The 24,987-nt window shown below is 53.7% G+C and carries 28 protein-coding genes; 1 reads left to right on the top strand and 27 read right to left on the bottom strand.

What is annotated here, in order from left to right; all coding sequences use genetic code 11:
• Nucleotides 1-8: 8 nt before the first annotated feature.
• The 18 genes from NQZ67_RS03655 to NQZ67_RS03740 all read right to left on the bottom strand — a co-directional run bounded on the left by NQZ67_RS03655 (nucleotide 9) and on the right by NQZ67_RS03740 (nucleotide 17,450).
• Nucleotides 9-1,502 carry an AAA family ATPase gene (locus NQZ67_RS03655; RefSeq protein ID WP_257442884.1) on the bottom strand — a complete coding sequence of 498 codons (1,494 nt, stop codon included), beginning with the start codon at nucleotides 1,500-1,502 and terminating at the stop codon, nucleotides 9-11.
• On the bottom strand, nucleotides 1,495-2,034 hold the full coding sequence (locus NQZ67_RS03660) for a hypothetical protein (protein WP_257442887.1): 540 nt from the start codon (nucleotides 2,032-2,034) through the stop codon (nucleotides 1,495-1,497). Before NQZ67_RS03660 ends, NQZ67_RS03655 begins: the two co-directional genes overlap by 8 nt.
• A gap of 134 nt (nucleotides 2,035-2,168) precedes the next feature.
• A complete protein-coding gene (locus NQZ67_RS03665) occupies nucleotides 2,169-2,684 on the bottom strand; it encodes a hypothetical protein (RefSeq protein WP_257442890.1) in 516 nt (171 codons plus the stop codon).
• Nucleotides 2,685-2,716: 32 nt separating this feature from the next.
• Nucleotides 2,717-4,024, bottom strand: coding sequence for an amidohydrolase (locus NQZ67_RS03670; protein ID WP_257442891.1), 1,308 nt, complete (start codon nucleotides 4,022-4,024; stop codon nucleotides 2,717-2,719).
• Entirely contained in the window at nucleotides 4,005-4,679 is a 675-nt protein-coding gene (locus NQZ67_RS03675) for a redox-sensing transcriptional repressor Rex (RefSeq protein WP_257442892.1), read from the bottom strand. Before NQZ67_RS03675 ends, NQZ67_RS03670 begins: the two co-directional genes overlap by 20 nt.
• Before the next feature lie 6 nt (nucleotides 4,680-4,685).
• Nucleotides 4,686-7,583, bottom strand: coding sequence for an ATP-dependent DNA helicase DinG (gene dinG / locus NQZ67_RS03680; RefSeq protein WP_257442893.1), 2,898 nt, complete (start codon nucleotides 7,581-7,583; stop codon nucleotides 4,686-4,688).
• Between the two features lie 15 nt (nucleotides 7,584-7,598).
• Nucleotides 7,599-8,354, bottom strand: a complete 756-nt coding sequence (locus tag NQZ67_RS03685; protein WP_257442894.1) for a tetratricopeptide repeat protein — start codon at nucleotides 8,352-8,354, stop codon at nucleotides 7,599-7,601.
• A gap of 120 nt (nucleotides 8,355-8,474) precedes the next feature.
• Nucleotides 8,475-8,858 carry an aspartate 1-decarboxylase gene (gene panD / locus NQZ67_RS03690; protein WP_257442895.1) on the bottom strand — a complete coding sequence of 128 codons (384 nt, stop codon included), beginning with the start codon at nucleotides 8,856-8,858 and terminating at the stop codon, nucleotides 8,475-8,477.
• On the bottom strand, nucleotides 8,851-9,735 hold the full coding sequence (panC, locus tag NQZ67_RS03695) for a pantoate--beta-alanine ligase (protein ID WP_257442896.1): 885 nt from the start codon (nucleotides 9,733-9,735) through the stop codon (nucleotides 8,851-8,853). The genes panD and panC overlap by 8 nt, the downstream gene beginning before the upstream one ends.
• Complete coding sequence (gene panB / locus NQZ67_RS03700) at nucleotides 9,732-10,649, bottom strand: 3-methyl-2-oxobutanoate hydroxymethyltransferase (RefSeq protein ID WP_257442897.1); 918 nt, start codon at nucleotides 10,647-10,649, stop codon at nucleotides 9,732-9,734. Before panB ends, panC begins: the two co-directional genes overlap by 4 nt.
• Nucleotides 10,650-10,997: 348 nt before the next feature.
• Nucleotides 10,998-11,981: a biotin--[acetyl-CoA-carboxylase] ligase gene (locus tag NQZ67_RS03705; protein WP_257442900.1), complete on the bottom strand. Its 984-nt coding sequence runs from the start codon at nucleotides 11,979-11,981 to the stop codon at nucleotides 10,998-11,000.
• The gene (locus NQZ67_RS03710; protein WP_257442902.1) at nucleotides 11,971-13,284 is read right to left on the bottom strand and encodes a CCA tRNA nucleotidyltransferase; all 1,314 of its coding nucleotides are present in this window, start codon (nucleotides 13,282-13,284) and stop codon (nucleotides 11,971-11,973) included. Before NQZ67_RS03710 ends, NQZ67_RS03705 begins: the two co-directional genes overlap by 11 nt.
• 41 nt (nucleotides 13,285-13,325) lie before the next feature.
• Complete coding sequence (gene bshA, locus NQZ67_RS03715; protein ID WP_257442904.1) at nucleotides 13,326-14,486, bottom strand: N-acetyl-alpha-D-glucosaminyl L-malate synthase BshA; 1,161 nt, start codon at nucleotides 14,484-14,486, stop codon at nucleotides 13,326-13,328.
• A 65-nt stretch (nucleotides 14,487-14,551) separates the two neighbouring features.
• Nucleotides 14,552-15,247 carry a bacillithiol biosynthesis deacetylase BshB1 gene (gene bshB1 / locus NQZ67_RS03720; RefSeq protein ID WP_257442906.1) on the bottom strand — a complete coding sequence of 232 codons (696 nt, stop codon included), beginning with the start codon at nucleotides 15,245-15,247 and terminating at the stop codon, nucleotides 14,552-14,554.
• Nucleotides 15,247-15,669 carry a methylglyoxal synthase gene (gene mgsA / locus NQZ67_RS03725; RefSeq protein WP_257442907.1) on the bottom strand — a complete coding sequence of 141 codons (423 nt, stop codon included), beginning with the start codon at nucleotides 15,667-15,669 and terminating at the stop codon, nucleotides 15,247-15,249. The genes bshB1 and mgsA overlap by 1 nt, the downstream gene beginning before the upstream one ends.
• A gap of 39 nt (nucleotides 15,670-15,708) precedes the next feature.
• Entirely contained in the window at nucleotides 15,709-16,512 is an 804-nt protein-coding gene (gene dapB / locus NQZ67_RS03730) for a 4-hydroxy-tetrahydrodipicolinate reductase (RefSeq protein WP_257442909.1), read from the bottom strand.
• 16 nt (nucleotides 16,513-16,528) lie between these two features.
• Nucleotides 16,529-17,062: a tetratricopeptide repeat protein gene (locus tag NQZ67_RS03735; RefSeq protein WP_257442910.1), complete on the bottom strand. Its 534-nt coding sequence runs from the start codon at nucleotides 17,060-17,062 to the stop codon at nucleotides 16,529-16,531.
• 52 nt (nucleotides 17,063-17,114) lie between these two features.
• Nucleotides 17,115-17,450, bottom strand: a complete 336-nt coding sequence (locus NQZ67_RS03740) for a nucleotide pyrophosphohydrolase (RefSeq protein WP_257442911.1) — start codon at nucleotides 17,448-17,450, stop codon at nucleotides 17,115-17,117.
• A gap of 114 nt (nucleotides 17,451-17,564) precedes the next feature.
• Between NQZ67_RS03740 and NQZ67_RS03745 the strand changes: the two genes are divergently transcribed.
• On the top strand, nucleotides 17,565-18,449 hold the full coding sequence (locus tag NQZ67_RS03745; protein ID WP_257442912.1) for a YitT family protein: 885 nt from the start codon (nucleotides 17,565-17,567) through the stop codon (nucleotides 18,447-18,449).
• An 8-nt stretch (nucleotides 18,450-18,457) separates the two neighbouring features.
• Here the strand turns inward: NQZ67_RS03745 and NQZ67_RS03750 are convergent, their stop codons facing one another.
• From NQZ67_RS03750 to NQZ67_RS03790, 9 genes are all read right to left on the bottom strand, one after another.
• Nucleotides 18,458-19,330 (bottom strand): sporulation protein YpjB, encoded by an 873-nt coding sequence (locus NQZ67_RS03750; protein WP_257442913.1) that lies wholly within the window; start codon nucleotides 19,328-19,330, stop codon nucleotides 18,458-18,460.
• A 43-nt stretch (nucleotides 19,331-19,373) separates the two neighbouring features.
• Nucleotides 19,374-20,006 (bottom strand): DUF1405 domain-containing protein, encoded by a 633-nt coding sequence (locus NQZ67_RS03755; protein ID WP_257442916.1) that lies wholly within the window; start codon nucleotides 20,004-20,006, stop codon nucleotides 19,374-19,376.
• Between the two features lie 74 nt (nucleotides 20,007-20,080).
• A complete protein-coding gene (locus NQZ67_RS03760) occupies nucleotides 20,081-20,941 on the bottom strand; it encodes a menaquinol-cytochrome c reductase cytochrome b/c subunit (RefSeq protein WP_257442917.1) in 861 nt (286 codons plus the stop codon).
• An 18-nt stretch (nucleotides 20,942-20,959) separates the two neighbouring features.
• Nucleotides 20,960-21,631 carry a menaquinol-cytochrome c reductase cytochrome b subunit gene (qcrB, locus tag NQZ67_RS03765; protein ID WP_257442918.1) on the bottom strand — a complete coding sequence of 224 codons (672 nt, stop codon included), beginning with the start codon at nucleotides 21,629-21,631 and terminating at the stop codon, nucleotides 20,960-20,962.
• Between the two features lie 16 nt (nucleotides 21,632-21,647).
• On the bottom strand, nucleotides 21,648-22,178 hold the full coding sequence (locus NQZ67_RS03770; protein ID WP_257442919.1) for a Rieske 2Fe-2S domain-containing protein: 531 nt from the start codon (nucleotides 22,176-22,178) through the stop codon (nucleotides 21,648-21,650).
• 241 nt (nucleotides 22,179-22,419) lie between these two features.
• Nucleotides 22,420-22,842 carry a DUF2487 family protein gene (locus NQZ67_RS03775; RefSeq protein ID WP_257442920.1) on the bottom strand — a complete coding sequence of 141 codons (423 nt, stop codon included), beginning with the start codon at nucleotides 22,840-22,842 and terminating at the stop codon, nucleotides 22,420-22,422.
• A gap of 115 nt (nucleotides 22,843-22,957) precedes the next feature.
• Nucleotides 22,958-23,140, bottom strand: a complete 183-nt coding sequence (locus NQZ67_RS03780; protein WP_257442921.1) for an IDEAL domain-containing protein — start codon at nucleotides 23,138-23,140, stop codon at nucleotides 22,958-22,960.
• A gap of 23 nt (nucleotides 23,141-23,163) precedes the next feature.
• Complete coding sequence (locus NQZ67_RS03785; protein ID WP_257442922.1) at nucleotides 23,164-23,670, bottom strand: gamma carbonic anhydrase family protein; 507 nt, start codon at nucleotides 23,668-23,670, stop codon at nucleotides 23,164-23,166.
• 59 nt (nucleotides 23,671-23,729) lie between these two features.
• Nucleotides 23,730-24,908 carry a hypothetical protein gene (locus tag NQZ67_RS03790; protein WP_257442923.1) on the bottom strand — a complete coding sequence of 393 codons (1,179 nt, stop codon included), beginning with the start codon at nucleotides 24,906-24,908 and terminating at the stop codon, nucleotides 23,730-23,732.
• Between the last annotated feature and the right edge of the window lie 79 nt (nucleotides 24,909-24,987).

Consider the following 24,987-nt stretch of genomic DNA (forward strand, 5'->3'; position numbering starts at 1 on the left):
TAACCGTTTTATGCGGCTGAGCCCCGTTCCATCAGCGTCCGGAACTGCTCGCCGTCCAGATTCTCTTCCGTAAGCAGCGTCTCGAGCGACGAAGTGAAGACGGACTTCCGTTCTTCAAGCAAAGCTTTTGTAGCCTCCATTTGCTCGTCGAGCACTTCCTTCGTAACGGCCGCCCATTTCTCCGGCGTCATCATCGAAGCATTAAGGATGCCAAGCGAAGTTAGACCGGACTCGACCAACGTCTTCACGATGTTAACCGCTTGATCGAAGTCGCCTCGCGAGCCCGTGCTGCGCTCGCCGTAGAATATCTCCTCAGCTGCGGCGCCAGCAAGCGCAATGCGGATTTGCCCGTGTAAAAATTGTTTGGTGTACAAATACTGGTCCTGCTGCGGCTGGTGTCTGACGTAACCCAGGGCGCCGCCTCTCGGCGACAGCGCAACCTGCGACACGCTTCCGGGCCGTACGATCTCGGCCATAATCGCGTGGCCGAGCTCGTGAAGCGCCACGCGCTCGCGCTCCTCCTTCGACGTTTCCTTGTCCGTTTTTTCGCCGAGCATGACTTTGTCGATTGCCATATTGAGGTGGCGCTCCCCGACCGTGTCCCGATCCTCGCGCATCGCATAGATCGCCGCTTCGTTCATCACCGATTCTAGCTGCGCTCCGGAGAAGCTATAGGTCTGCTCCGCCAAGCGCTCCATGCTGACCGATTCGTCGATCGGCTTATTCGCTGCATGAATGTTGAGAATATGAAGACGGCCTTTCTTGTCGGGCAGGTCGACGCCGATATGACGGTCGAATCGCCCTGGCCGAAGCAGCGCGCTGTCCAGCATCTCCTTGCGGTTCGTCGCCGCAATGATGAGAATGCGCGGAGACTCGCCCGAATGGATGCCGTCCATTTCCGTCAGCAGCTGATTAAGCGTCTGGTCGTATTCGCGGTGCTGCCCGCCGTCGCGCTTGCCGCCGATGACCTCGATTTCATCAATGAAGATGACGGCGCTGCTTTTGCCGGCTTTCTTGGCTTTCGTTCGGGCTTCCTTGAACAAGTCGCGGATCCGTCCGGCGCCGACGCCCACGTACATTTCCACAAATTCGCTGCCCGACGCAGCCAAATAAATGGAATCCGTGTAATGCGCCGCGGCCTTCGCAAGCAGCGTCTTGCCTGTTCCCGGAGGCCCAGCAAGCAAAATGCCTTTTAGCGGACGAATGCCGAGCTTTTCTATTTTATCGCGTTTAACCAAGAAATCCAGCGCCTCGACAAGCTCTTCCTTTGCCCGTTCCTGACCGCCAATCTGGTCGAAGCTGAAGGCAGACGCTTTAACCTCGTTACGGCTTTTCCCGTTCGACAGAGCAGCCAGCTTGCCTCTTCCCTTGGCGGAATAAAACACGGCCGCGCCAATTACCGCAAGAAAGACGAATGGCAGAACGTTTACGCCTAAGAACAGCAAGAAAACAAGAAGGACGGGAACGAACCCGACCAATAGCTCTAGTCCGTATTTACGCATTCCCCCACACCCCCAATTGGTTTGGCGTTCTTGGCAGAACGATAAATTTAGCTCCCTTCTCGCTGCGAATCGTCACGTACACATTCGTTTCGTCCATAGCCGTTTCGGCTGTTATCCCCTCATGGTCTGCCACGGCTTTCTCCATCGTCGCGGGGATGTCCGAATACGATTTGGTTTCCATCGCTTCCGCGATTTCGAACAAAGCGGATTGCCAAATATCCTCGAGAACCGGATCTTCCTCCGACACGATGTCCAGATCCAATTTCTTCCCGTTCGAGGCGTCCGCGCTCTCTTCCAGAATGGAACCATAAACTTCCTTCAGCTTCGCGTCTTTGGACAACTCGACCGAAACGGCGACTTCATCCTTCCCGATCTGAGCCTTGCCGGCTTCTACGATGCCTGGCACTTCTTGAAGCGCGCTGGTCAGCGGAGAGGCAACGGCCACTTCTTTATATAACGTCCATCCGCCGAACAAAGCGGCAGCAGATATCGTAACGGTGACGGCGATAGGCAGCATACGAAGATTTCTCATGAAGCAATCCCTCCCATACCGTAGTTGTATTATTTATTTGATCAAGATAGATCAGTGCGTCCTTTGCTATACGCTAGTATATCACATTCGTATACGGTATGGGTCGTGTAAAAACAGGAAACGGGACCATGGCATCATGGTCCCGTCTTCGCAGGAAGCTTGTAGGTTTCGATTAAATCGGCATCGCGGTCGAACGAATAGAATTGATAATAATAGCGGCGAACGCCGTCGCGGATTAATGAATAATACACTTCCCAGACGGGCGATTCGCGCAGCAAGCCCGGCTGCAGCCGAATCATGTCAATCTCAGGCTCGTTGGCGTTCTCTGCTTCGAAGCGTGCCCGCACATCCTCTTCCGTCATAACGTCTTCGGCTTCTACGGTAAAGAGCGGCTCGCCTTCGCCAGTCAGGAACACATAGCTCCGCCGGCCATTCTCATCTTCGCCTTCCGCAATCCAGGTTTTCGATTCCCATACATGCATGAAGAGCTCGTCGACCTCCGAAATATCGCCCGTCTGAATAGCGGCCTGACTCATATTCCGTTCAAGCGTCCATTGCGGCTTCTGAATGTCATGGAAATAAAGTCCGAACCAAACAAGGAGAGTAATCAAGGCGGCCGCCGCGATGATCAGCCAACGCTTCGGCGTCATGAACGGCGGACGTTTCCTCTCGACCGCCCGCATTATCCATTCAGCAGCCGCTCGAAGCTTGCAGCTGCCTCGTAGCGGATTTTCTCCTCATCCATTTGAGTGCATAGGCCGTCTCTTACGACTTGGCGCCCGTCAACCCATACATGACGAACATCGCGTCCGCTCGCGGAGTATACCAAGTGGGAGACGATATCCGTTAGCGGGTACATATGAGGCTGATCCAGATCAATCGCGATAAAATCGGCTTTCCGGCCTTCCTCAAGCAGGCCGAACGACTCGCCTTGCCATACCGATTGCGCGCCGTAAATCGTCCCGAGCTTCAGCGCTTCCCAAGCCGGTATAACCGTCGGATCGCCGGAAATTCCTTTGTGGAGCAAGGCTGCGAACCGAATCTCTTCGAACAGGTCCAAGTTGTTATTGCTGGCGGCGCTGTCCGTGCCGAGCGACACTTTCACGCCTGCGCGAAGAAGCTCCGGCACTCTGGCGATACCGCTGGCCAGCTTCAAATTGCTGACCGGATTATGCGAGACGGATACGCCGCGCTCCGCCAGCAGCGCGATTTCGTCATCATTGAGATGAACGGCATGAGCGACAAGCGACGGGCGGGAGAAGAATCCGAGCCGATCGAGATGCTCGACCGGACGAACGCCATAATCGCGGACGTTCTGCTCCACTTCCGCGAGCGTCTCCGACATGTGAGTATGAAGAGGCAGATTCATATCGTGCGCCGCCTCCACGAACTTTACGATATAATCGGGCGGGCAGGTATACGGCGCATGAGGCGACAGCAGCGTCGTAATTCGGCCATCGGCTCTGCCGTTCCATTCCTTGGCGAACGTAATGGCGTCGTGCAGCTTCGCTTGCTGCACCTCCTCTGAGCAAAGCCCAATGACGCCGCGCGTCAGAATGCCGCGAATGCCGGCCTGCTCCGTCATTTGCGCAACTTGATCCATACGGTCGTACATATCGACAAAAGCCGTTGTTCCCGAGCGAAGCATCTCCACAATCGCCAGAGCGCTGCCGGCCCGCGTATCCGCGTCGACATATTTGCCTTCCATCGGCCACATCTTCTCCTGAAGCCATACTTGAAGGTTCTGATCGTCGGAATAGCCGCGCAGAAGCGACATCGCCGCGTGCCCATGCGTGTTGACCAATCCCGGCATAAAAGCAAGCCGGCTGCCATTTAGCTTCTTCACGTCCGGGGCGAGCTGCTCCGGCTTCGGCGCTTCTTCCCCGATATATGTAATGCGATCGTCCGTGACGACCATATGGCCCTTCACGGTGCGCCTGTCGTCGTTCATCGTGACGAACAACCCGTTCTCAATCCATAGCTGATTCATCTCTGTCCCCTTCCTCATTCTCTCCGTCGTCTTCATGATTCAAATAATAGGCTAAGCTAAGCAGCTCGCGAGTAAAATCGGCGTTGTGAATGCGGACTTCCTCCGGGACCCGCAGAATGGCCGGCGCGAAGTTCAGAATGCCTTCCACCCCTGCGGCAATAAACTGGTTCGCGACGTTCTGCGCCTCGTACGCCGGCACCGTTATAATGCCGATCCGTATGTTCTGCTCCTCCACGACCTCCGTCAGCTCGTTCATTGGCTGAACGACCAAATTATTGATGTTCGTGCCGATCTTATCGGGATGGATGTCGAACACGGCCGTTATTTTCATATTGTCCTTTGAATATTTATTGTAATTGCACAAAGCATGGCCGAGGTTGCCCGCTCCGACAAGCGCGACCTTGATCGTTTGGTTCACTTTCAGAATTTGTCTGATCTTCTCGATCAAGTAGATGACGTCGTAACCGATCCCCTTCCGGCCGAACTCTCCGAAATAAGCCAGATCCTTCCGTATTTGAGCCGGATTCAGATCCAGCTTCACGCCAAGCTCCTGGGACGAAACCGTCTGAATCTCCCTGCTGTGAAGCTCGTTCAGCACCTGCAGATAGATGGGCAGGCGCCTGACTACCGCTTCCGATATTTTGGCTTGCTTCATGGGAACCTACTCCTCCTTCGTAAGGGTCGCGGTTTGTTCGCCTGCACGCGTCCCAGAGTATCCGCTCGACAGCCATTCCTGCATTCTTGGCACCATTTGATCCGTATGCATCGTCTCGATCTTAGGCCCCGGGAGGGAATAGAGGAAATGCTTGCCGTAATACGTATCGATGACGCGCGTGTCGTACAGAATGACGATGCCTTTGTCCCGGGCCGTGCGGACGAGCCTGCCAAAACCTTGCTTAAAGCGGATCACTGCCTGAGGGATGGACAGCTTCATGAACGGGTTCTGCTTCTGCCTCTGCAGCAGCTCCGATTTCGCTTCGACAAGCGGATGGTTCGGCGGCTGGAACGGCAGGCGGACGATGGCCAGACATACTAGCCCTTCCCCGGGAATATCCACGCCTTCCCAGAAGCTGCTCGTGCCGAGCAGAACGGTTTCGGGCTGCTGCAGAAATCTTCTCGTCAGCTTCGTCCGGTTGCTGCTGTCAATCCCTTGACCGAGCAACCCGATCCCTCTGGCGTCCAGATGAGCCTTCAGCGGATCGTAAACCTGCTTCAGCATTTTGTAGGACGTGAACAGCACCAGCATCCGGCCTTTGGTCATGGCGGCGGCATCCGCTAAGGATCCGACGAGCTTCTCCAGATAGGCGTCATCCACGTTAGCGCCTTTGAGCACCGGGAAGTCGCGCGGAATGACGACAAGCGCCTGTTCCCTGTAATGGAAGGGAGAGGGCAGAAGCACCGTTCGCAGTTTCCCTTGTTGCTCATATCCGACGAGGCCCAGCTGCTCCTCCGCGTATTGGAAGTTTTTCTGCACGGTGAGAGTGGCGGACGTCAGAATGATACTGTCCTTCGCGTCGAAGAAATGCTTCTGCAGCTGAGTACTGACGTCAACCGGGGCGCCGAAGAGCTGCAGCGACCGATGACGGTACGCGGAGCTGGCTTCGATCCAATAAACGAAATGAATATCCTCCAGCTTGATGATGATGCGCAGTTCATCCTTCACCCGATTCAAATCCCGTATAGCCCCGTTCAGATCCGTGATCTGAGCTTGAACGGATAGATCGTCGACGCGGTCCTTCACATCGTTCATCATTTTCTCCACCGACTTCGTGACGCGGGTAAGCTCTACGTATATATTATTTTCGACCGTCAGAACATCCTCCCAGTCCTTCGGAAGCATGCCGGAATGAAGGCGCTTCACAAGCGCTCCGCCTTCGCTTACGCTGTCCGAAGCGTTCGCAACGAATCCGTAGAGCAGCTCGAACAGCTTATCCCAATGCTCTTTGATCTCCTGGAAGACGGGGATGACCGTATCGATGGTCTCCACCCATGATTGTACATGGTCGTCGCCTTCCTGCTGCAGCTTAAGCCGAAGCGCCGGCAGCAGCCCGGAACGGCTGTCCCGAAACAATCTTTGCGATGCTTGTACCAGGGTGAAATAATGAACGCTTAGTCCCAAATGCTTGCCGGCGACCTCTTCGACGTGATGCGCTTCGTCGATGACGAGGTGGCTGTAGGACGGCAATAAACGGTGATCCGCTTGCACGTCGGTGAACAGCATCGAGTGATTCGTAATGCAAACATCGGCTATATTCGATTCGTGTTTCGCCCGATGATAGTAGCAGCGCTTGAACCAAGGGCAAGCCCGGTTGAGGCAGGAATCCGCGTCGCTGGCCACCGTCGCCCAAAATTCGGGTCCCCGGTTGCCGAAATTCAGCTCTTCTTGATCCCCGGTCTCTGTTTCGCTAAGCCACACGACCATCTGGGCGGCCGTTATCGGATCTTCTATAGGCGCAACCATGTCCTGCGCGTTCAGCTTGCCTTCGAATTTGCGCATGCAAAGATAATTGCCTCTTCCTTTGAAGATCGAAGCTTTGAACGGAAAAGGAAGAACCTCGCCAAGGAGCGGCAAATCGCGTTGTCTAAGCTGCTCCTGCAAATTGATCGTGTGCGTGCTGACGACGATTTTGCTGTTCGATTGAACGCTGTAATATAAGGCTGGAATCAAATAACCAAGCGATTTGCCCGTCCCCGTGCCCGCTTCGATCAGCAAATGCTTATCTTCCGACATCGCCGCGTACACTTCCCGGAACATGGCGCTTTGCGATTCCCGTTCTTCGTACTGCTCGAATTTGGCTTGGAAACGTTCCTTGATGCCTGCCAAATAATCCTCGAACGTAACACCGTCGAGCGGGTTGACGGATCCTTCTTCTCTCGGCGTTTTATCCTCATTCCATTCCTTCGCTCTTAAAGCGAATTGGCGGTAATAATCAAACTCGGCCGATTCGAAAACGGTGCTTTGCTCGATCCACGTCTCGTTCTGCTTTAAATACCAGTGCAGGTCTTTGCTCTCGTCGATTAACGCAGAGAGCCGCTGCGCGGTCAGCAGCGGCAAGGAGCGAAGCTTTTTCGTTATTTCGATAAAGATGAGTGCGGTAGCCATCGCATCGCTGTCGGCTTGATGGTGCTGATGACCGTCTATGCCGAACTGCTCGGCTACGGCGCCGAGCTGATACGTGGTTATGGAAGGATAGAAGATACGCAGAAGCTCGACCGTATCCAGTCTGCGGCCCGTAAAATGCATATAACCGCAACGATCCAGCGCCTGATTAAGAAAACCGGCGTCGAACCCGACGTTATGGGCTACGAGCACGGCTTCGTCAAGCAACGGAATCAGATCAAGCAGGACATCGTTCAGCTCCGGCGCGTTCTTCACCATCTCTTCGGTAATTCCCGTCAAGCCTGTAATAAATGTAGGAATAGGAACCGTCGGTTTCACGAATGAACTATACGTCTTCACGATATCCAGTTGTTCATCTACGATGACGACGCCTACTTGAAGGATGTCATCATCCGCGCCATGGCCCGTCGTTTCCAAATCCAATACGGCAAATTTCATTGATTTCCGATCCTCTCACAAACAGCACAGCTCCGTGCTACCAAAATATAACGATAATTGCCCGGGTGTCTCTTGACAAGACTTTAAATTATTCAGGGAATCCGTAAAGCTAGGGTATACTTCGTATGCCTTGCGGAACAGCTTCTCCGCCTGCGCCATATTCATGTGCACGGCATGAATGCACCCAAGGGCATTATAGCCCAAAGCCAGCCATTTCGGGAAGTCCGACAATTCGATCAGCAATTGAAAATGGCGTTTGGCTTCCTGCCAATTCTGCATGTGCATCTGGCTCATGCCCAGAAACAGCCGGGCCAAATTGCATTCGGGCGCAACCTTAATGGCATCTTGGAACAACGCCGCGGCTTCAGAAAACATAAATAATTTATAATAGCCTTGACCTTGATTAATGAACGCCGCGACTTCTTCCGGAATGGTAAGATCGGCCATGTTGCATACAGACTTATCGATCGCTTTCGCAGGCTTCTCGACGTCAAGCTTTGGCAGAACGCCAGCTTGGCCGGAATCGCCTGCCTGGCTGAACATGTCAGCAGACGTACCAAGGGACGGCAGCTCGTCTGGACCGAACTGGTCTTGGAAATCCGCAACCTTCTCCTCGAATTCCAGCCATTGCTCGATAAAATTGTCGCTGATTTTTTTGAGCTCGCCGATTTGCTGCAAATAAAATTGTCGCTCCTGATCGCTTGCTTGTGGGAATTGCTTCGAGATCCCGTCAAGCATTTCGTTCATCGAAGTGAACATATGCTGAAACATGCCGCATCCCGCCTTCGCTTTTGATTAAGGAGTGATACGGTCATTTTTTGTTTGCACGCGGTTTTTCATACGGCATCCCAATCGTTACATAAGGCAGGGATGATGCGACCAAGGCATATGTTACAGAATGGTCGCGTGCAGCTCTTCTTTTAGCATTTGGACCGGTTTGTTGCCGCTATCCAAAATCGTAATGGTCGGTTTGTGCGTTCTGGCTTCTTCGTTCGTCATCATGGCGTAGGATATGATAATAACCGTGTCGCCGGGCTGCACGAGTCTAGCTGCCGCGCCGTTGAGGCAAATAACGCCGGAACCTCTCGCTCCCGTTATGACGTACGTCTCGAATCGCGCGCCGTTGTTGTTGTTCACGATCTGCACCTTCTCGTTCTCGAGAAGATCGGCGGCATCCATCAGGTCCTCGTCGATCGTAATGCTTCCTACATAGTTCAGGTTCGCTTCCGTCACCGTCGCGCGGTGCAGCTTGGATTTCATCATGGTTCTAAACATGGCTTACACCTCCGGTAGGTTGATACAGGCTGTTGTCGATTAATCGGGTCGTTCCGAACTTGACGGCCATGGCCAGAATAACGGAGCCGTTCAGCTGGTCCGTCCTTTCCGTCGCGGCGATTTCCTCCAAGGAAGGAAACTTGAGCAATTCGACATAATCGATCACCGCGTCCTTTGCTCCCTTAATATGATCCTTGACCCGATCAAGAAGTCGCCTGGCCGTCATACCCGGCTCCCGGATCCACTCTTCGGCCAAGGTCAGCGACTGGGATAATACGACCGCCTGAGCGCGCTGCTCCGCGGACAAATAAACGTTGCGCGAGCTTAGCGCAAGTCCATCCGGCTCCCGGACGGTCGGACATGGCACGATTTCCAAATCGAAATTCAAATCTTGGACGAGCTGCTCGATTACGGCAACCTGCTGCGCATCCTTCATCCCGAAGTAGGCGCGGTCTGGCTGGACAAGATGGAACAGCTTGCTTACGACAAGTCCTACGCCGTCGAAGTGGCCGGGTCTGGAAGCGCCGCATAAGCGGGTCGTAATGCTGCTCACCATGACGCTCGTAAGCGGTTTGTGCGGGTACATCTCCTGAACGGTCGGCAGAAACACGATATCGATTCCGCACTGTTCCGCAAGCGCCGTATCCCGCTCCTCGTCTCTCGGATACCGGTCCAGATCTTCGGTAGGCCCGAACTGCATCGGATTGACGAAGATGCTGAGCACCGCTATATCGTTATTGGCTTTTGCTTCCCTCATTAAGCTGGCATGCCCTTCGTGCAAATAGCCCATCGTCGGGACGAAGCCGACGGACTTGCCTTCTTTTCTAAGCTCGCGAAGCTGCTGCTTCAAATCGTTTATCGTGCGGCAGATGATCATTTTACCGGGACTCCATTCTTCTGTTCATGACTTCTGCCCTGCTCCGGGGAATTCGGTTGCCCCGCTGCGCCGCCGTATAGCGAGCTTGTCGTCGAGGAGGACGTATGAGGCTGGAACACATGCTCCTCCGCCGGGAATTGTCCCGTCTTCACATCGTTTACATAGGATTCGATCGCGCCGCGGATCGTCGTTCCGATATCGGCGTATGTTTTTACGAATTTTTTCTCAAAATATGGAGAAGCGTACTGCAGCAAGTCATGGTACACGAGCACTTGACCGTCGCAGCCTCTGCCCGCGCCAATTCCAATCGTCGGAATCGTCAGCTTCTGGCTTATGGCTTCCGCTACCGGCTCCGTGACAAGCTCGAGCACGATGCTGAACGCGCCGGCCGCTTCAAGGGCCAGAGCGTCGTCAAGCAGCCGCTGCGCGTCCTTATCCAGCTTGCCCTGCACTTTGTAGCCGCCCAGCTGGTGAACGGATTGCGGAGTCAGGCCGATGTGACCCATTACGGGAATGCCCGCTTTTACCAGTGCTTTGACATCATCCGCGATTTCCGCTCCGCCTTCCAGCTTCACCGCTTGAGCGCCGCCTTGCTGCATGATTTTGGCCGCGTTCGTTAACGTCGCTTCGCGGCTTGCGCCGTACGTCATGAACGGCATATCCGCTACGATGAACGTGCTTGCGGCTGCCCTTGCGACGGCGCGGGTATGATAGATTATATCGTCAATCGTGACGGGTATCGTTGTTTCGTATCCGAGCACCACGTTCCCGAGGGAGTCTCCCACCAAGATCACGTCAATGCCCGCTTCTTCGGCAAGCTTCGCCGACGGATAATCATAAGCCGTCAGCACGGAAATCGCATTGCGCTCCTGCTTCATCTTCTGAAGGGAGTTAATCGTCAGTCGTTTCCTCATCCGCTTTCATCTCCTTTGATTGTGTTCCTCGCACGCCTGCCGGCTTACCGAATTGCAGCGTTTTTTTTGAACACTTCCATACAACATAGTGTAAACACAAAAAAACCTTTTAGCCGCTGCTAAAAAGGTTCCCGGAGAGAAAAGGATACTGCTCGCGGTTCCTTCTGTCTCGGTCCCTTCGGCTCAGAGCAGAGTGCGAAACACCAATATGGCCAACCGGACTTTCATTATCAGTGCAGCTTCACGGGGGAATACCGCCTGATAATTGTAGTGTAACAAAAAAGGGTCGTTTCGTAAATGCTGCCGCGCCAAGGCGCGGCAACTATCATTACGTCAATGCGAGAGAAATTAAGTTTGAGGGAGCGGCTCGCCCATTTCCGCGGAGAAGATCGACGCGTACGTTCCGTCATCCCGCAGTACGCGAATCGCCCCGCTCTCCTCCAGACCGACCGGGATACCGTTCAATTCTCCCTGCGGGGTAATAAATCTTGCGCGGGTTCCGAGGGTAACGGATAACGACTCCCATAGAGTCGAAATCGGTCCGAAGCCTTCTTGCAGGAACAGGTCGTACAGCGTCTCCCATTCCAGAAGGAACTCGTCCAGCAGCTCCTGACGGCTGAACGTATGTCCGGCTTGAATACGCAGAGACGTCGCCTTGGCCAGAAGCTCGTCCGGGTAGTCGGCTTCCGACAGATTTACGCTTATGCCCACGCCGGCAACAATATATTTCAGCCGTTCGTCCTCGGCTGCCGATTCCAGCAAGATACCGCTGATTTTCTTGCCGTTTACGAGCAGATCGTTGGGCCATTTGATGCCGATAGGCAGCTCCGTCTTCCGTTTCAAGCTGCGGCAAAGAGCCACCGCGGTCAACAACGTGAGCTGCGGGGCGCAATGAATCGGCACGCTCGGACGCATCACCATGCTCATCCATAAGCCTTTGCCTTGAGGGGATACCCAGCTGCGCCCCATCCGTCCCCGACCGCCTAGCTGCTCCTCAGCGATGACGAGCGTCCCTTCGACCGCGCCGTTGTCCGCCAGCTCCCGGGCGACGTCCTGCGTCGATTTCACCTGCTCCTGGAAGCTCAGGACGCTGCCGAACCGCTTTGCCCGAAGCTTGCCCGCCAGAGAGCTTACTCCCAGCGCCTCCGGAGCGTATATAAGCCGGTAACCAAGCTTCGTCGACGCTTCGAATTCATAGCCCGCCGCCTCCAGCTTGCGGATTTGCTTCCATACGGCGGTGCGGCTTACGCCGAGCTCCTGGCTCATTAAAGCCCCTGATACATATTGATTTTTATAGCGTACGAAAAGCTGTAACAATGGTTCAAGGCTCATGGCTTTGGTCCTCTTCACTCCATATTTTTGCTAGCGCCAGCAGCTTGTCCTTCTCGTTGGCCGCTTCACCCAGCGCGACCGCCAGCAATAACCGGTTCAGCATGCCGCTGAGCCACGGTCCGGGCGGCAGACCAAGATGTTTTTGCAGGTCGGAGCCGCCCGCCGCAAGTTTTTTCAATGCTTTGACCGGCATCTCGTCCAATACGCTTTCGAGGTAGATCGCGGTCGATTTCGGAAGACTACCCCGGGTCTCCGGCAATGAGCCGGCCACCGTCAGCCAGTGTCTTGCCGTTTGTTCGCCAAAGCGGAGGACGGCTTCGGTCCAAGAACGTTTGAGTTGAATGGAATCATGATCGGAGAGATGCCCCGCGCTCTCCATCTTCTCTTGGCACGCAATTAGCTGAAGAATGAACGTGCTTCTCTTGTTCGAGAAACGGAGCGCGGACAAGATGTCATTGGCCTCCGAGCCGCCGCAAGAAATCGCTAGTAACAATGCGGCCCATCGTTCATCGACGTTCGCCAGCAGAGAGAAATCGGGCATTGCGGATTCGCTGCCTGCCCTGGCCTTTCTCAACGCTTCGTTCACTTGGTTTAGAATTTTCTCCGGCAAAGGCTCCTTCCAAAAAGCAAGCAGGCCGCTCGAGGCCAGCCAAATACAGGCCCGCCCCGGCGATCTGCTTCCGAGCATCTTGTCCAGCTCCGCTTGCACGCGTTCCATGGCAACGTGGCGAAGAAGAGCGCCGTGCTTCTTCAATCCGCGCCAGACGGACATCGCGGGAGCAAGCTCGTAGGCGCTGAGGAAACGAACGGCTCTCACCATTCGAAGCGCATCCTCTTGAAAGCGCGCGCCTGCATCCCCGACGCATCTTAGTCTCTTCTCCCGCAGATCGCGTTCTCCTTGATAAGGATCGTAGAGCTCGCCGCTCATTTGAATGGCCATCGCGTTCATCGTGAAGTCGCGACGCAGCAGATCCTCATCCAATCGCTGGACGAAGACGACTTCTTTGGGTTTGCGATGCCCTTCGTACTGCGATTCGACCCGGTAAGTCGTTACTTCGTAGGGCACTCCCTTCTGCATCACCGTCACTGTGCCATGCTGCAGACCGGTCGGAATGCACTTGGGGAATAACGCCATCGTATGCTCCGGGAGCGCGGAAGTCGCGATATCCACATCGTGGATAGGCAGCCCCAGAACCGCGTCGCGTACGGCTCCGCCGACGAAAACGGCCTCATGCCCGGACTGCCGCAGCGCTTCGATAATCGGCAATGCCTCCTTCATCTCGTCCGTCAGTCGAAGAAGCATAGGCGATCTCTCTCTTCCTAATGAAATGAATTTGAAGTTTACTACTCGCAGGCAGGAACCTTAATGTCCGCTTCGATGCCGAGTACGCGGTAATAGATCGACTCGTATTGCGCCGTAATGGAATCGTTGCAAAATTCGTGCCGCGCGCGGAATAGGCAAGCTTCTTTCACTTTATTGCGCAAAGCCTCGTCTGTCAGCAGCTTTATCGCGTTAGACGCCATGTCTTCAACGTCCCCTATATTCGACAGGAATCCGGTCTCGCCATGGGTCACAAGCTCCGGAATGCCTCCCGCGTTGGAGCCGATCGTCGGAACGCCGCAAGCCATCGCTTCAAGAGCGACCAATCCGAAGCTTTCCTTCTCTGATGGAAGGAGCATGACGTCGGCGAGGGAAATGACATGCGCGACATCCTCCTGCTTGCCGAGGAAATGGACGCGGTCCTCGAGGCCCATATTTTTGATTTTGCATTGCATTTTGGAAAGCTCCGGACCTTCGCCTACAAGCAGAAGCTTCGAAGGCACTTCCTTCGACACTCTATCGAACACTTCGATGACGTCGCTGACCCGCTTGACCGGGCGGAAGTTTGAAATATGCATCAAAATCTTCTCGTCGGGCTTGGCGAAATCCGTCCGGAACGATGTGACATCCCTCGGATAATAGACGCGTTTGTCCACGAAGTTATAGGTCAAATCGATAGGCGACATAATATCGAGCAGGCTTCTCGTTTCCGCGATCAAATCATTCGAAACGGCGGTTACCGCGTCGCTTTGGTGTATCGCGAGCCTAATCAGATCCTTCAGCGATTCATCCTGCGCGAGTACCGTTATATCCGTGCCATGGAGGGTCGTTACGGTTTTCAGTCCATCCCCGATCATTTGCTTGGCCAAATACGCGCAGACGGCGTGCGGGATGGCATAATGCACGTGAAGGATATCGAGCTGCTGCATCTTGGCGACCTGGGCCATCTTACTCGCTAAAGACAGATCATAAGGAGGATAACGGAATACGTAATATTCGTTTACTTCGACTTCATGAAAAAAAATGTTTTTATGAAATTTTCCTAGCCGGAAAGGAATGCTATGCGTTATAAAATGAATTTCATGGCCTCTCTCGGCCAGCAGCTTGCCTAGTTCGGTCGCGACAACGCCCGAACCGCCAAGCGTCGGATAACAGGTAATGCCTATCTTTAATTTGCGCGTCATGAATGCTGCACCTCCCACTCGTGTGGTTACTCTCTATTTATATTCCTGTTGGGCTGTACAATTTATTAGAATAAGGAGACGCCGTGCGGTTTTTTGATCGCGAAGCCTTCGGCGTACGACCAGCCTCTGCTTTGTCCAAGTAGATAATCCCTTGCTTCGACCCGTTCGAGATACCCGCTCGTAAGCGGCGTCTCGACGGAATTATCGCTCGCCCGAAGATCGAATTGCGAGCGGTAGGCGCGCAGGGCGTTCCGCTTCGCTTCGTAAGTCGACGTGACATCCACGATTAGAGAGACGTTCTCCATATCGTTTATGAAATAATAGAAAAGCTGGTCCACCTGCGCGGCAGGAAGGCCAGGCAAATAATTGCGCAGTTTTGCGTTAAATACGGCTTCCTCGATCAGCTTGCTGCACGCGATATGATCCGGATGCCGGTCCACCCAATAAGGCGCGAACACGATTCTTGGCTGCCAGCGCCTGATCTCGGTTACGATCGCATCGATCTGTTCCCGGCTCGGCTGAAGGCCGCGGTCAGGCAGCCGCAGGTTAGAGCGCATAGATAAACCAAGCACCGCGGAGGCATCGGCGGCTTCCTGCCGCCTCAGCTCCACGGTGCCGTTAGAAGACATCTCCGCTTCGGTCAGATCGCAAATGCCGACGCGGTAGCCTGCGGCGGTATGCTTGGCGATCGTTCCGCCCATTCCGATTTCGGCGTCATCCGCATGCGCTCCGAAGATTAGAATATCTAACTTATTGTCCATTACTCGGCTGCCCCCGGTTTATATTTGTGCACCAGCTCGCGCCATCCGAAGTCTCCGCGTTCGACGGCCTTCACGAGCACCTCGGCCGTCGCGATGTTCGTAGCGACGGGAATGCCCTGCACGTCGCAGAGACGAAGCAAAGCGATAATGTCCGGCTCATGCGGCTGCGCCATCAGCGGATCGCGAAGGAATATGATCAAATCCATTTCGTTCTGTGCGACCAAAGCCCCGATCTGCTGGTCCCCGCCGAGCGGACCGGACATGAAGCGTTGAATCGATAGGCTTGTCTGCTCCATAATGCGAGTACCGGTCGTGCCGGTTGAATACAGCTTATGAGGAACGAATACATGTTCATAAGCGATTACGAAGTTCACCATTTCATCTTTCTTGCGATCATGCGCTATAAATGCAATGTTCAGCATGCCGTTCCCCTCTCCCGCTGTCGAATAATGCCTTAACGGCTAATCCATAATATGCTCGAACCCGTAAATTAACCCGGAATAAGTCATAACCTTCTTGACCGCTACGTTGACGCCCGGCATATAACCGGCGCGATCATACGAATCATGGCGGATTTTCAATGTTTGTCCGTACCCGCCGAACACTACCTCTTGCTGAGCGAATACGCCCGGAAGCCTTACGCTATGTATGCGGAAACCGTTGTAATAACCGCCGCGCGCGCCATCGATCACTTCTTCTTCATTCGGGTTGCCTTGTCTCAGCTCCTGCCGAACCTGCGAGATAAGCTCCGCCGTTTTGATGGAGGTGCCGGACGGCGCATCCAGCTTCTGATCGCCATGATATTCGATAATTTCAACATGAGGCAAATACTTGGACGCTTCTGCCGCGAACTTCATCATTAGAATGGCGCCGATCGAGAAATTTGGCGCGATCAGGCCGCCGATTCCCTTGCTTTTGCACAGCTCGTCCAGCTCTTCGATTTGTTCCGGCGTAAACCCGGTCGTGCCGATAATGGGACGAACCCCGTATTCGATACTTGTTCGAGTGTTGGCGTAAGCCGCCTGCGGCACGGTAAAGTCGACAAGGACATCCGCTTTCGCATTGCTCAGCGCTTCGTCCAAGGTTGCGCTTACCGTGACACCCGTATTCGGCTTGCCCGCGAACGTTCCCGCGTCGATTGGCCCCGAGGATGGACTCACCGCAGCGACGAGCTGCAACGACTCATCCTCCAGCACCATCTTCACGACTTCCCTGCCCATTCTTCCGCCTGCGCCTATTACCGCTACTCTTATCCGATCCGCCATCTTGATCACCTTATCCTTATTTTCTTCTGATCGTGGAACGAATCCGCTCCATTCTCCGTTTGCGGCTAATATCCGCGAACAATCTTCTGGCGGCGGAGTGATTCGGATCCAGCCTCAGCGCTTCTCTCGCGCAGTCTATCGCTTCGTCCAGCAGTCCGTCGGAGTGACAAACCATTGCAAGCGTATAGTAAGCGTCGAAGCTGAGAGGATCCAAGCTCACCGCATGCCGAAGCCGTTCGGCCGCTTCCTTCAAATTCGGATTCGCTTCCGCGATCAACCCGTTTGCTTCCGCGAGCAGCAGCCTGGATTGTATCGTCTGCGAATGAAAACGATATTCCTCGTTGCCCGGATCCAGCTTCTCCGCGACATCCGCATAAATTTTCGCTTTGGTCCATTTGCCGCTTCTGGCGCATGATACCGCGCATTTATGATAATAGCCCGCGTTGTCCGGCTCCGCGACAATCGCCTGCTCGAACCAGTAAATCGCCTCTTCGAAATCGCTGTGAAAAATATATTCGTACGCTTTTCTGATGCAGCTCTCCCCATCCATCTGTCCATCCTCCTTGTACAGGGTGATGGTACAGCATATGTAGGGGGCTTGCTTACAGTTCGCCGCTTTTCTTCGTCCAGCGATTCGCGTCACGCGTATTGAACTTGTGCATGACTTTGTTATGGGCTTCCGTCAAATCGATGCCAAGCGAATTCGCGAAGCAGGACAAAATAAACAAAATGTCGCCAAGCTCCATCTCGACCGTATTCTCGGCCTCATCCGCCTTTTTCGGCTTCTCGCCGTAATAATGATTAACCTCGCGAGCCAGCTCTCCGACTTCCTCCGACATTCTCGCCATGAGCGCGAGCGGACTGAAGTAGCCTTCTTTGAACTGGGAGATATATTCATCTACCTCGCGCTGAATTTGCGCCAAAGATTTCTCCTGCATCGGTAAGCTTCCTTCCATTATTAGCTACACGTTACTATGTTACCGTATAGGGATTGTGAAAATCAATGTTTTTTGATCGCGCCAAATAAGCCATAATAGAGGATACACCTACCTATGACGAGAGGAAGTATCGATTTGAAACGCATCTTGAACCAGCTTAAACTTATGATTCCTATATTTATCGGCACCGCCATCTACGCATTCGGCCTGCAATGCTTCGTCATCCCCTACCAGCTTATGGAAGGAGGTTTGACCGGGATAGGCGTCCTTCTGAATTACGCCGCCGGATGGCCGTTGTCGGTCACGACGCTGCTGCTTAACATTCCGCTGTTCCTTCTCGGCTGGAAGGCGCTCGGCAAATACCAGATGTTCTATACGATTCTGGGGACGGTGTCGTTATCCTTGTTCCTAGCGCTGCTGGAAAGCTTGATCAAAAAGGGGCTCCTCGAGAAAATAACGATGCCCGGCGACGTTATGCTAGTCGCTTTGTATGCGGGCGTGACGCTTGGAACGGGACTCGGCATCGTTTTTCGTTTTGGAGGCACGACCGGGGGCATCGACATCATCGCCCGCATCCTGCAGCGCTGGCGCGGATACAGCATGGGACAAGTCATATTGGCTTTCGATGCTATCATTATCGGGGTTTCGCTGCTGTACATCTCGCTTGAGAAAGTTCTCTACACGCTAGTCGTTGTATTCGTCGCCTCGAAGCTGATCGACTTTATCCAGGACGGTGCTTATTCCGCCAAGGCGTTCCAGGTCATTACCGATCACGGTCAAGACATCGCTCTCCAAATAACGAAAGAGCTGGAACGAGGCGTTACGTTAATGCCGGCTAAGGGAGCCTTCTCCGGACAGCAGAAAGAGGTCGTCTATTGCGTCGTCGGACGCGCGGAAACCCGCCGTCTCAAAACCATCGTACGCAATATCGACCCCAAAGCGTTTATCGTGATCAACGAAGTTCATGACGTGCTTGGCGAAGGATTCAAAGAAGAATAGGCTTTACGCTACAGCTTTTTGACGCCGAACGGGCTTTGCTTGTATTTTCTCCAGCCCGACCAGGTAAGCACGGCTGAAATCAACGTTCCGAGGAACAGCGACCATTGAAGCGGATGACCCAGTGCGGAGGATTTCTCCGCCGGTATGGCCAACGCTTCTTCATAATGCAGAAAAACGCCGCTAATGGCCGATTGAATACCGTCGAAAGACTGTTCGATTTGATCGGGTTTTATCTTTGACCTGTCATTTGCGGCTGCTTCCAGAAGACGCTCGGAATACGAAATCCGTTTTAGCAGCTCGTTCATTCGCGTCGAATCTCCGGCATACAATGCTGCGGATTCGATTCGATGCGCGTGGGTCGTCATCCCCTTAAGCATCGCGCCGGCTGCTATCGCCGCGTCCCCCGTCGAGCGTTTCCAAGCTTGACGGACGGCTTGGAGGTCTTCCTTGAGTAAGCCCTCGTATTGCAGCCAAAGCGCCCCTTCCCCGCCTACCAGCGCGTCCGCGCCTAACCTCAGACGAACAGCATGCTCGATCCACGACGAATCGGGTACGCCAGCCGACAGTTCCCGTTCTAACGCCGCGGCATCCCCCAGCTGGGCTGACCAGCCTTCTGGCGTGCCATAGCTCTGGATCATGGCATCCTCCATGAGCCGTTTCAGCCTCTGAAGCTCCGCATATGCCGCATGGCGGTTATTCGCGTATGCGGCCGTATATAAAGCCGTTGCGGATTCGTCAAGCTTGTACAGCTGGCGATACGGACTATCCGCAAACAGAAAATCATAGCTTCCTCCCGGGCTCGCGCTGCCCCACACCACACCCGCCGAACCTGCCGCCATTCCTATAAATACGATTAGCGGAATGATAAAACGCGCTTTCATGGACATCCCCCCATAGTATAATCCTATGAGGGGATGTCCATCGTTATTCGTGTTTTCTAAATCGCAACAGAATCAATGGCGCGATGAAGCTCGCAACCGACAACGCGTAGGTAAATGTTCGCACGCTGACCAGATCGTCCTCAAGCTCTTCAGGCAGCCATGGATAGATGTCTTGCGTATAATCCATCGTATCGTTCAGAAGCAGCCAAGCGAGTCCAATAGCGAGAGCCCCTGTTCCCGCTTTCATAAAGCGAAGATAGAGCAAGACTTCGACCGCCATCGCCAGATGCGATGCCATAAGCATATAATGCTGCCAATTTAACACGTCGCCTTGCGCAGCCCCCCATACGATCATCGCAACGGCCCAAATGCCGTATTTGACAGAACATACGACAGCTAACGCCTCAATAATTACTCGAGCGCCTAGGGCCGCCTTGGACGGTTTCTGCATCGGGTACAGCAAGTACAATAACGAAGCCGTAAAGAACAAGCTCGATGTCGGCGAATCCGGCACGAACGGAATCATCCAATCCGGTTTGTGAACGGCTGTCCAATAAAGCTGGTCGTCATACCAGATATACCCGTAAATCGTGCCAAGCAGATTTACGATAAATAATAGCCATAAAAAATGGCGGTTCAACAGAAAGCTTCGGCTAAAAAACAGCTTCAGTCCCACTCTCCCACCCTTTCCTTCAAAAAAAACCTGACCGTATGTATACGATCAGGTTTTTAAAGGCTAAGCGCCTTTTCTTATTCTTGCGTTTGCTTCGACAGCCAAGTCGCCAGTTGATCGATCTCTTCCGTCGACAATTGACCTTCATAAGCCGGCATCGCGCCGTTATTCCGTCCATGCGTGATCGTCTCGGCGATCTCTTCCTTGGATAACCGCGCGCCTACGCCGATAAGCGCAGGACCAGCGGATCCGCTAAGATCAGCCGCGTGACATCCCAAGCATTGAGCTTCTTGCGCGATAGTCGCCGCAGGATCGTCAGGCTCGATGACCGCTGCCGCTTTCTTCATGAAATTCGGGCGAGGTTTGCCTTCTTCAATGGCTTCCCTTACCCTCTCTTCACGCTCATGATGCTCTGGAATTTGTCCGTTCTTCTCCAGCATGTGCTGGTAGTGATCCCAAGATACGACCGTCAAGTACACGCATGCGGCAAGCGTTACCAGCATCAACGAAGATGCGATTGGACGGCGGTAGAAGCGACGTTCTTTGCCTGTGTCCAGGAATGGAGCGAGCAGCAAGGCGCCGAACATAATGGCCGGAATGCCCATTGTTCCGAGGAGAACGTAATCCTGCGAAACATATGGATATTTCAGAAATTGATACAAGAACAAGAAGTACCAGTCCGGCATCGGAATAAATGCCGCGTTCGTTGGGTCCGCCGGATACCCTAGCGGAGGCGGTTCAGCAATCGTCCACACCAGGAAGCCGACCAGCACGACGCAGCCGACCATCCATTCCTTCAAGAGGAAGTTAGGGATGAAGGCTTCCGATTTGCCCGGGAACGACGTGTAGTCCGGCGGCGTTTGGAAGCCCTTGCCTTTCTTGACCCGCGTATCGCCAACGTAGACGACCTTCTCGTTCGAATTATGACCGTGAGCCATATGTAAGCCTCCCTTCGCTTAAAGTGGTCCCGAAATGCCTTGTCTCCGAATCATCAGGAAGTGCGCAGCGAGCATCGCAATAAGCGCGCCCGGCAGGAAGAACACGTGAATCGCGAAGAAGCGAGTCAGAGTCTGCGCGCCTACAATATCGCCGCCGTAAAGGAAATCGGCGATATAACTTCCGATGTAAGGAACAGAAGCCGCGATTTCAACGCCGACCTTCGTCGCGTAGTAAGCTTTGTTGTCCCACGGAAGCAGGTAGCCTGTGAAGCCGAGGCCTAGCATAATGAAGAAAATGAGCATTCCGACAACCCAGTTCATCTCGCGAGGCGCCTTGTAGGAACCTGTAAAGAATACGCGAAGAGTATGTAGGAACATCATGACGATGACCAAGCTCGCGCCGAAGTGATGCATGCCGCGAACGATCTGGCCAAACGCTACTTGGTGCTGCAGGAAGTCAACGCTCGCGTAAGCGTTAATGATATCCGGCACGTAATACATCGTCAGGAACATGCCCGACAAAATTTGGATGACCGTAATAAAAAACGTCAAGCCACCGAAGCAGTAGACAAATGCGGAGAAGTGATGAGCCGGGTTAACGTGCTCTGGCACCTCGTGATCGGCCACATCTCTCCAAAGCGGCGTAATGTCAAGACGTTCGTCGATCCAGTTGTATACATTTTTAAACATCTGGCATACGCCCTCCTTAGCTTCTAGTGTTCGGAACGATCGGTCCCAAATATACGAATCCGTCCTTCACTTCGACCTCGTATTCGTCGAGCGGGGAATTGGCTACGGCCAAGTTCTTCCCGTCCTTGGAGTAACGAGCGTCGTGACAAGGGCAATCGTATTCGTTGTGTCCCTTCGTATTCCAGAAAATCGTACAGCCCAAATGCTTGCAGACTGGCGACAAGGCAAAAATCTTGTTGTCTTCGCCTTTGGAAATCCAGGCAACGAGCTCAGGATCGCTTTCGTACCATCCGTCGACCTGATGGATTTTGAATTTGAATTCCTGCGGTTCCGCCGTAATCTTGCTCTCTTCGACAACCTTGACGAAGTCGCCGCCTTCTTTCTTGACGAGGAGCGGATCCACTGCGAAACGCACCATTGGCAATACCGCGCCACCCATCATGAAAGCCGTTGTGCCGCCAAGCGTATATGACAAAAATTGACGCCGGGACATTTCTTTGCGCTGAACCGGACGATGCGCCGTCTCGTGTTGTTCATGATTACTCATCTTCTGTTCTAACCCCCTTTGCCAACCATATCTCGCGTCTTGCCGCACGGCAAAAACACATGACGAACTAGGACATAACTTATAATAGCCTAGGTGTTTGGGAGCGTCAAGAATATGGCCCGATATTTGCGTCATTATGGAAATGACGTTCAAAAATTTGTTATCATTTTGTCACAATTGACCTGCTCTGGCATTTGTTTTCCCCATAATTCGAGCCTTTTATACGGCAGATCAACCAGAATCAAGGAGATGTCCGGCTCCAGAGCTCTCTAATACTGGACGAGACCGTTCCGGCTTCCGGCCATTCCCCTTCGCTTCCCGGCTGGATCACCAGATCCGCTCCGGCATTCCCAAGCTTAATCTCCGGGTTAGCGGAAGCGAGAATAATAAATGCAAAGCCCGAGCTTCTAAGACGCCGGCAGAAGCCCGCTAGCGATTCTCCCGCGTTCTCGAACGATTCCACGTAATGGCTGGCCGGATAAGTCACGACTCTGCCTTTGAACGGAATTTCGATCAGATCCATCAGATCGCGCAGCTTCTCCAGCTTCTCCGTCGCTTCATGAGGCGCTTCGTTCCCATCGAGTCCCGTAACGGGAAGCAGGCACGTGTCCAAATAAGGCTTCAGCTCGTCCCATTGCTCCCCCAAAATGTCGCTAAATTTCATAATCCCTCTCCTATTCCACCGGCTCTTCCATCCTGCAACTCTTCTATCTTACAAAAGAAAGCCTCCGAACGCCAGCGCGGACATGACCCCGCGGCGTCTGGAAGCTCCTTATCGTTTACGCTTTTAGTTCATTCAACTGCTTGACGAGTCGGTAGAAAGTATCCTCGTCGCCGCATGCCAATGCTTCGTCGATCGCCTTGCTCAGCTTTTCCGTTTTAAACTTCAGGACCGCTTCGTCGAGCACAAGCTCCGCGGCCAAACCAAGCATGGCTTCATACGTAACCTTCATTTTGTCCATAGGATACACCTCCACGCCGGCGCTTACGAGATCCTATATTCGATTCCTTTCGTCACGTAGCTCTCCATCGTTTTCCTCATGCGCTGCAGATCGTCCTCTGTCAATTCTCTCACGACTTTGGCGGGCGTTCCGAGAGAAAGCGTATAGGGTGGTATCTTCTTATTCTCAGTAACTATCGAACCGGCTCCTATTAAAGCATATTCACCAATTTCAGCGCCGTTTAGTACGATGGCCCCCATTCCGATTAATGTGCCCCTGCCTATCTGGCAGCCATGAATGATGGCGCTGTGGCCAACGGACACTTCGTCTTCCAGAATGAGGGGCTGGCCGTCGTTGACATGACCGACGACTCCGTCCTGAATATTGCAGCTATGGCCGATTCGGATCGGTGCCAAATCGCCTCTCAGTACGGCATTGAACCAAACGGTGCTTTTCTCGCCGATCGACACGTCGCCGATAAGCTTGGAGCCTTCCGCGATGTAACAGCTGGCGTGCACGGAAGGCAATATTCCCTTATAAGGCAGCAGCATCGTCCATCATCTCCCATTCGCAATGATTGGAGAGATTCTACCAACTGGCCCGAAGAAAGTCAATGCCGCTGCTGGTCCAGGTTTTGGGCAGCTCCCTCGACGAGCAAGCCTCCGGCCTTCGTCATGCGCATCACCGTTCCGTACAACGGGTGCTCGCCGATCCGCAGCAGGCCCAGATGCGTCATCATCTTAAGCAGCCTCGCTTCGAAAATCGCGTTCGGGTCATCGTAATAGTAGGTTTTGACGAAAGGCGTGAGCACTCTTCGCACGGATTCGACCGTGACCCATTCGCCGGACAGCGAATGGACCCAATGGACGAGCGACAGCAGATTGGCTACCGGACCTTTGTAAATTTTCAGCCAATAGCGGTACAGCTGCTCGTGCTCGGACGTTGTCGGAGACTTGAGCAGTCTTTCCTTGCCGGCTTCCGTAACGGCCAGCAGCCCTTCCGATTCGCTGACATACTTGGCGCTGCAACAAAAATCATAGAGCAATGAGAAACGGTCCGGATATTGATTGAAGTGTCTACCGTACCCGAAACGCCAGGCGCCTTTTGCCGGAGGCTCCTCTTGCACACCCATCAGATCAAGCAGCTGCTGAAGGAATCGCTTGTACATCGATCCGTCCGATACGAGCTGAACCTCATAATGATAGACGTAATGCAGGAACGTCTTGATATCGTCGAGCAGCAGTCCCTGCTCGTCCCGGTATACGGGCGGTTCGTCGGTGTATTGTAGACTGTCAGCGAATCGCCTCTTCAACGTTTCCCTGAACCTGGTCTTCAAATCGTTCGGAACTTGGAACAAATAACGGCCGGGTCCGCTATAGCCGTTAAACAGCCAGCCTTGATGCTTGAACCTGGCGATAATATCTCTTGGACTCGGCGGCGCAGGCGGCGGAACCGCTTTTTTCTTGCTTCTCGTTTTTTTGACCGTCTCTTCAGCCGCCTTCTCCTGGGCCTGCTGTTCCTCTCCGAACCTGCTTTGCTGCACTCTTGCAATGAGATCTTCCAAGCTATAGGACTGCCTCGATTCGAACAGCAGCGAGTTGAGGAAACGCAAATCTTCCAATTTCATGCCGTTGATTTGCTCCTCGAACACGTCATGCCGGCTCATCTGGGCCAGAATAGACTGGATAAGCTCGTTTTTGGAATTCCCGTTGCATTCGCATCGGTAGACGCCCGCGATTTTGCTTAATTGTCCGATATCCGCATAGCTCAGCATATCCGATAGATTCATGGCATTCTCCTTTCTGCGAACACCGCGCGCGAAAGCTCTGCCGCGGCTAGGATTGCGAAGGTTTTACTACCATTATGGG

The organism is Paenibacillus soyae, assembly GCF_024623455.1.
Classification (GTDB): Bacteria; Bacillota; Bacilli; order Paenibacillales; family Paenibacillaceae; genus Pristimantibacillus; species Pristimantibacillus soyae.

Bases quoted from the DNA above. Each gene is read 5' to 3' on its own strand.
- NQZ67_RS03655 (WP_257442884.1), bottom strand. From the start codon at position 1,502: ATGCGTAAATACGGACTAGAGCTATTGGTCGGGTTCGTTCCCGTCCTT.
- NQZ67_RS03660 (WP_257442887.1), bottom strand. From the start codon at position 2,034: ATGAGAAATCTTCGTATGCTGCCTATCGCCGTCACCGTTACGATATCT.
- NQZ67_RS03665 (WP_257442890.1), bottom strand. From the start codon at position 2,684: ATGACGCCGAAGCGTTGGCTGATCATCGCGGCGGCCGCCTTGATTACT.
- NQZ67_RS03670 (WP_257442891.1), bottom strand. From the start codon at position 4,024: ATGAATCAGCTATGGATTGAGAACGGGTTGTTCGTCACGATGAACGAC.
- NQZ67_RS03675 (WP_257442892.1), bottom strand. From the start codon at position 4,679: ATGAAGCAAGCCAAAATATCGGAAGCGGTAGTCAGGCGCCTGCCCATC.
- dinG (WP_257442893.1), bottom strand. From the start codon at position 7,583: ATGAAATTTGCCGTATTGGATTTGGAAACGACGGGCCATGGCGCGGAT.
- NQZ67_RS03685 (WP_257442894.1), bottom strand. From the start codon at position 8,354: ATGTTTCAGCATATGTTCACTTCGATGAACGAAATGCTTGACGGGATC.
- panD (WP_257442895.1), bottom strand. From the start codon at position 8,858: ATGTTTAGAACCATGATGAAATCCAAGCTGCACCGCGCGACGGTGACG.
- panC (WP_257442896.1), bottom strand. From the start codon at position 9,735: ATGATCATCTGCCGCACGATAAACGATTTGAAGCAGCAGCTTCGCGAG.
- panB (WP_257442897.1), bottom strand. From the start codon at position 10,649: ATGAGGAAACGACTGACGATTAACTCCCTTCAGAAGATGAAGCAGGAG.
- NQZ67_RS03705 (WP_257442900.1), bottom strand. From the start codon at position 11,981: ATGAGCCTTGAACCATTGTTACAGCTTTTCGTACGCTATAAAAATCAA.
- NQZ67_RS03710 (WP_257442902.1), bottom strand. From the start codon at position 13,284: ATGCTTCTTCGACTGACGGACGAGATGAAGGAGGCATTGCCGATTATC.
- bshA (WP_257442904.1), bottom strand. From the start codon at position 14,486: ATGACGCGCAAATTAAAGATAGGCATTACCTGTTATCCGACGCTTGGC.
- bshB1 (WP_257442906.1), bottom strand. From the start codon at position 15,247: ATGGACAATAAGTTAGATATTCTAATCTTCGGAGCGCATGCGGATGAC.
- mgsA (WP_257442907.1), bottom strand. From the start codon at position 15,669: ATGCTGAACATTGCATTTATAGCGCATGATCGCAAGAAAGATGAAATG.
- dapB (WP_257442909.1), bottom strand. From the start codon at position 16,512: ATGGCGGATCGGATAAGAGTAGCGGTAATAGGCGCAGGCGGAAGAATG.
- NQZ67_RS03735 (WP_257442910.1), bottom strand. From the start codon at position 17,062: ATGGATGGGGAGAGCTGCATCAGAAAAGCGTACGAATATATTTTTCAC.
- NQZ67_RS03740 (WP_257442911.1), bottom strand. From the start codon at position 17,450: ATGCAGGAGAAATCTTTGGCGCAAATTCAGCGCGAGGTAGATGAATAT.
- NQZ67_RS03745 (WP_257442912.1), top strand. From the start codon at position 17,565: ATGACGAGAGGAAGTATCGATTTGAAACGCATCTTGAACCAGCTTAAA.
- NQZ67_RS03750 (WP_257442913.1), bottom strand. From the start codon at position 19,330: ATGAAAGCGCGTTTTATCATTCCGCTAATCGTATTTATAGGAATGGCG.
- NQZ67_RS03760 (WP_257442917.1), bottom strand. From the start codon at position 20,941: ATGGCTCACGGTCATAATTCGAACGAGAAGGTCGTCTACGTTGGCGAT.
- qcrB (WP_257442918.1), bottom strand. From the start codon at position 21,631: ATGTTTAAAAATGTATACAACTGGATCGACGAACGTCTTGACATTACG.
- NQZ67_RS03770 (WP_257442919.1), bottom strand. From the start codon at position 22,178: ATGAGTAATCATGAACAACACGAGACGGCGCATCGTCCGGTTCAGCGC.
- NQZ67_RS03775 (WP_257442920.1), bottom strand. From the start codon at position 22,842: ATGAAATTTAGCGACATTTTGGGGGAGCAATGGGACGAGCTGAAGCCT.
- NQZ67_RS03780 (WP_257442921.1), bottom strand. From the start codon at position 23,140: ATGGACAAAATGAAGGTTACGTATGAAGCCATGCTTGGTTTGGCCGCG.
- NQZ67_RS03785 (WP_257442922.1), bottom strand. From the start codon at position 23,670: ATGCTGCTGCCTTATAAGGGAATATTGCCTTCCGTGCACGCCAGCTGT.
- NQZ67_RS03790 (WP_257442923.1), bottom strand. From the start codon at position 24,908: ATGAATCTATCGGATATGCTGAGCTATGCGGATATCGGACAATTAAGC.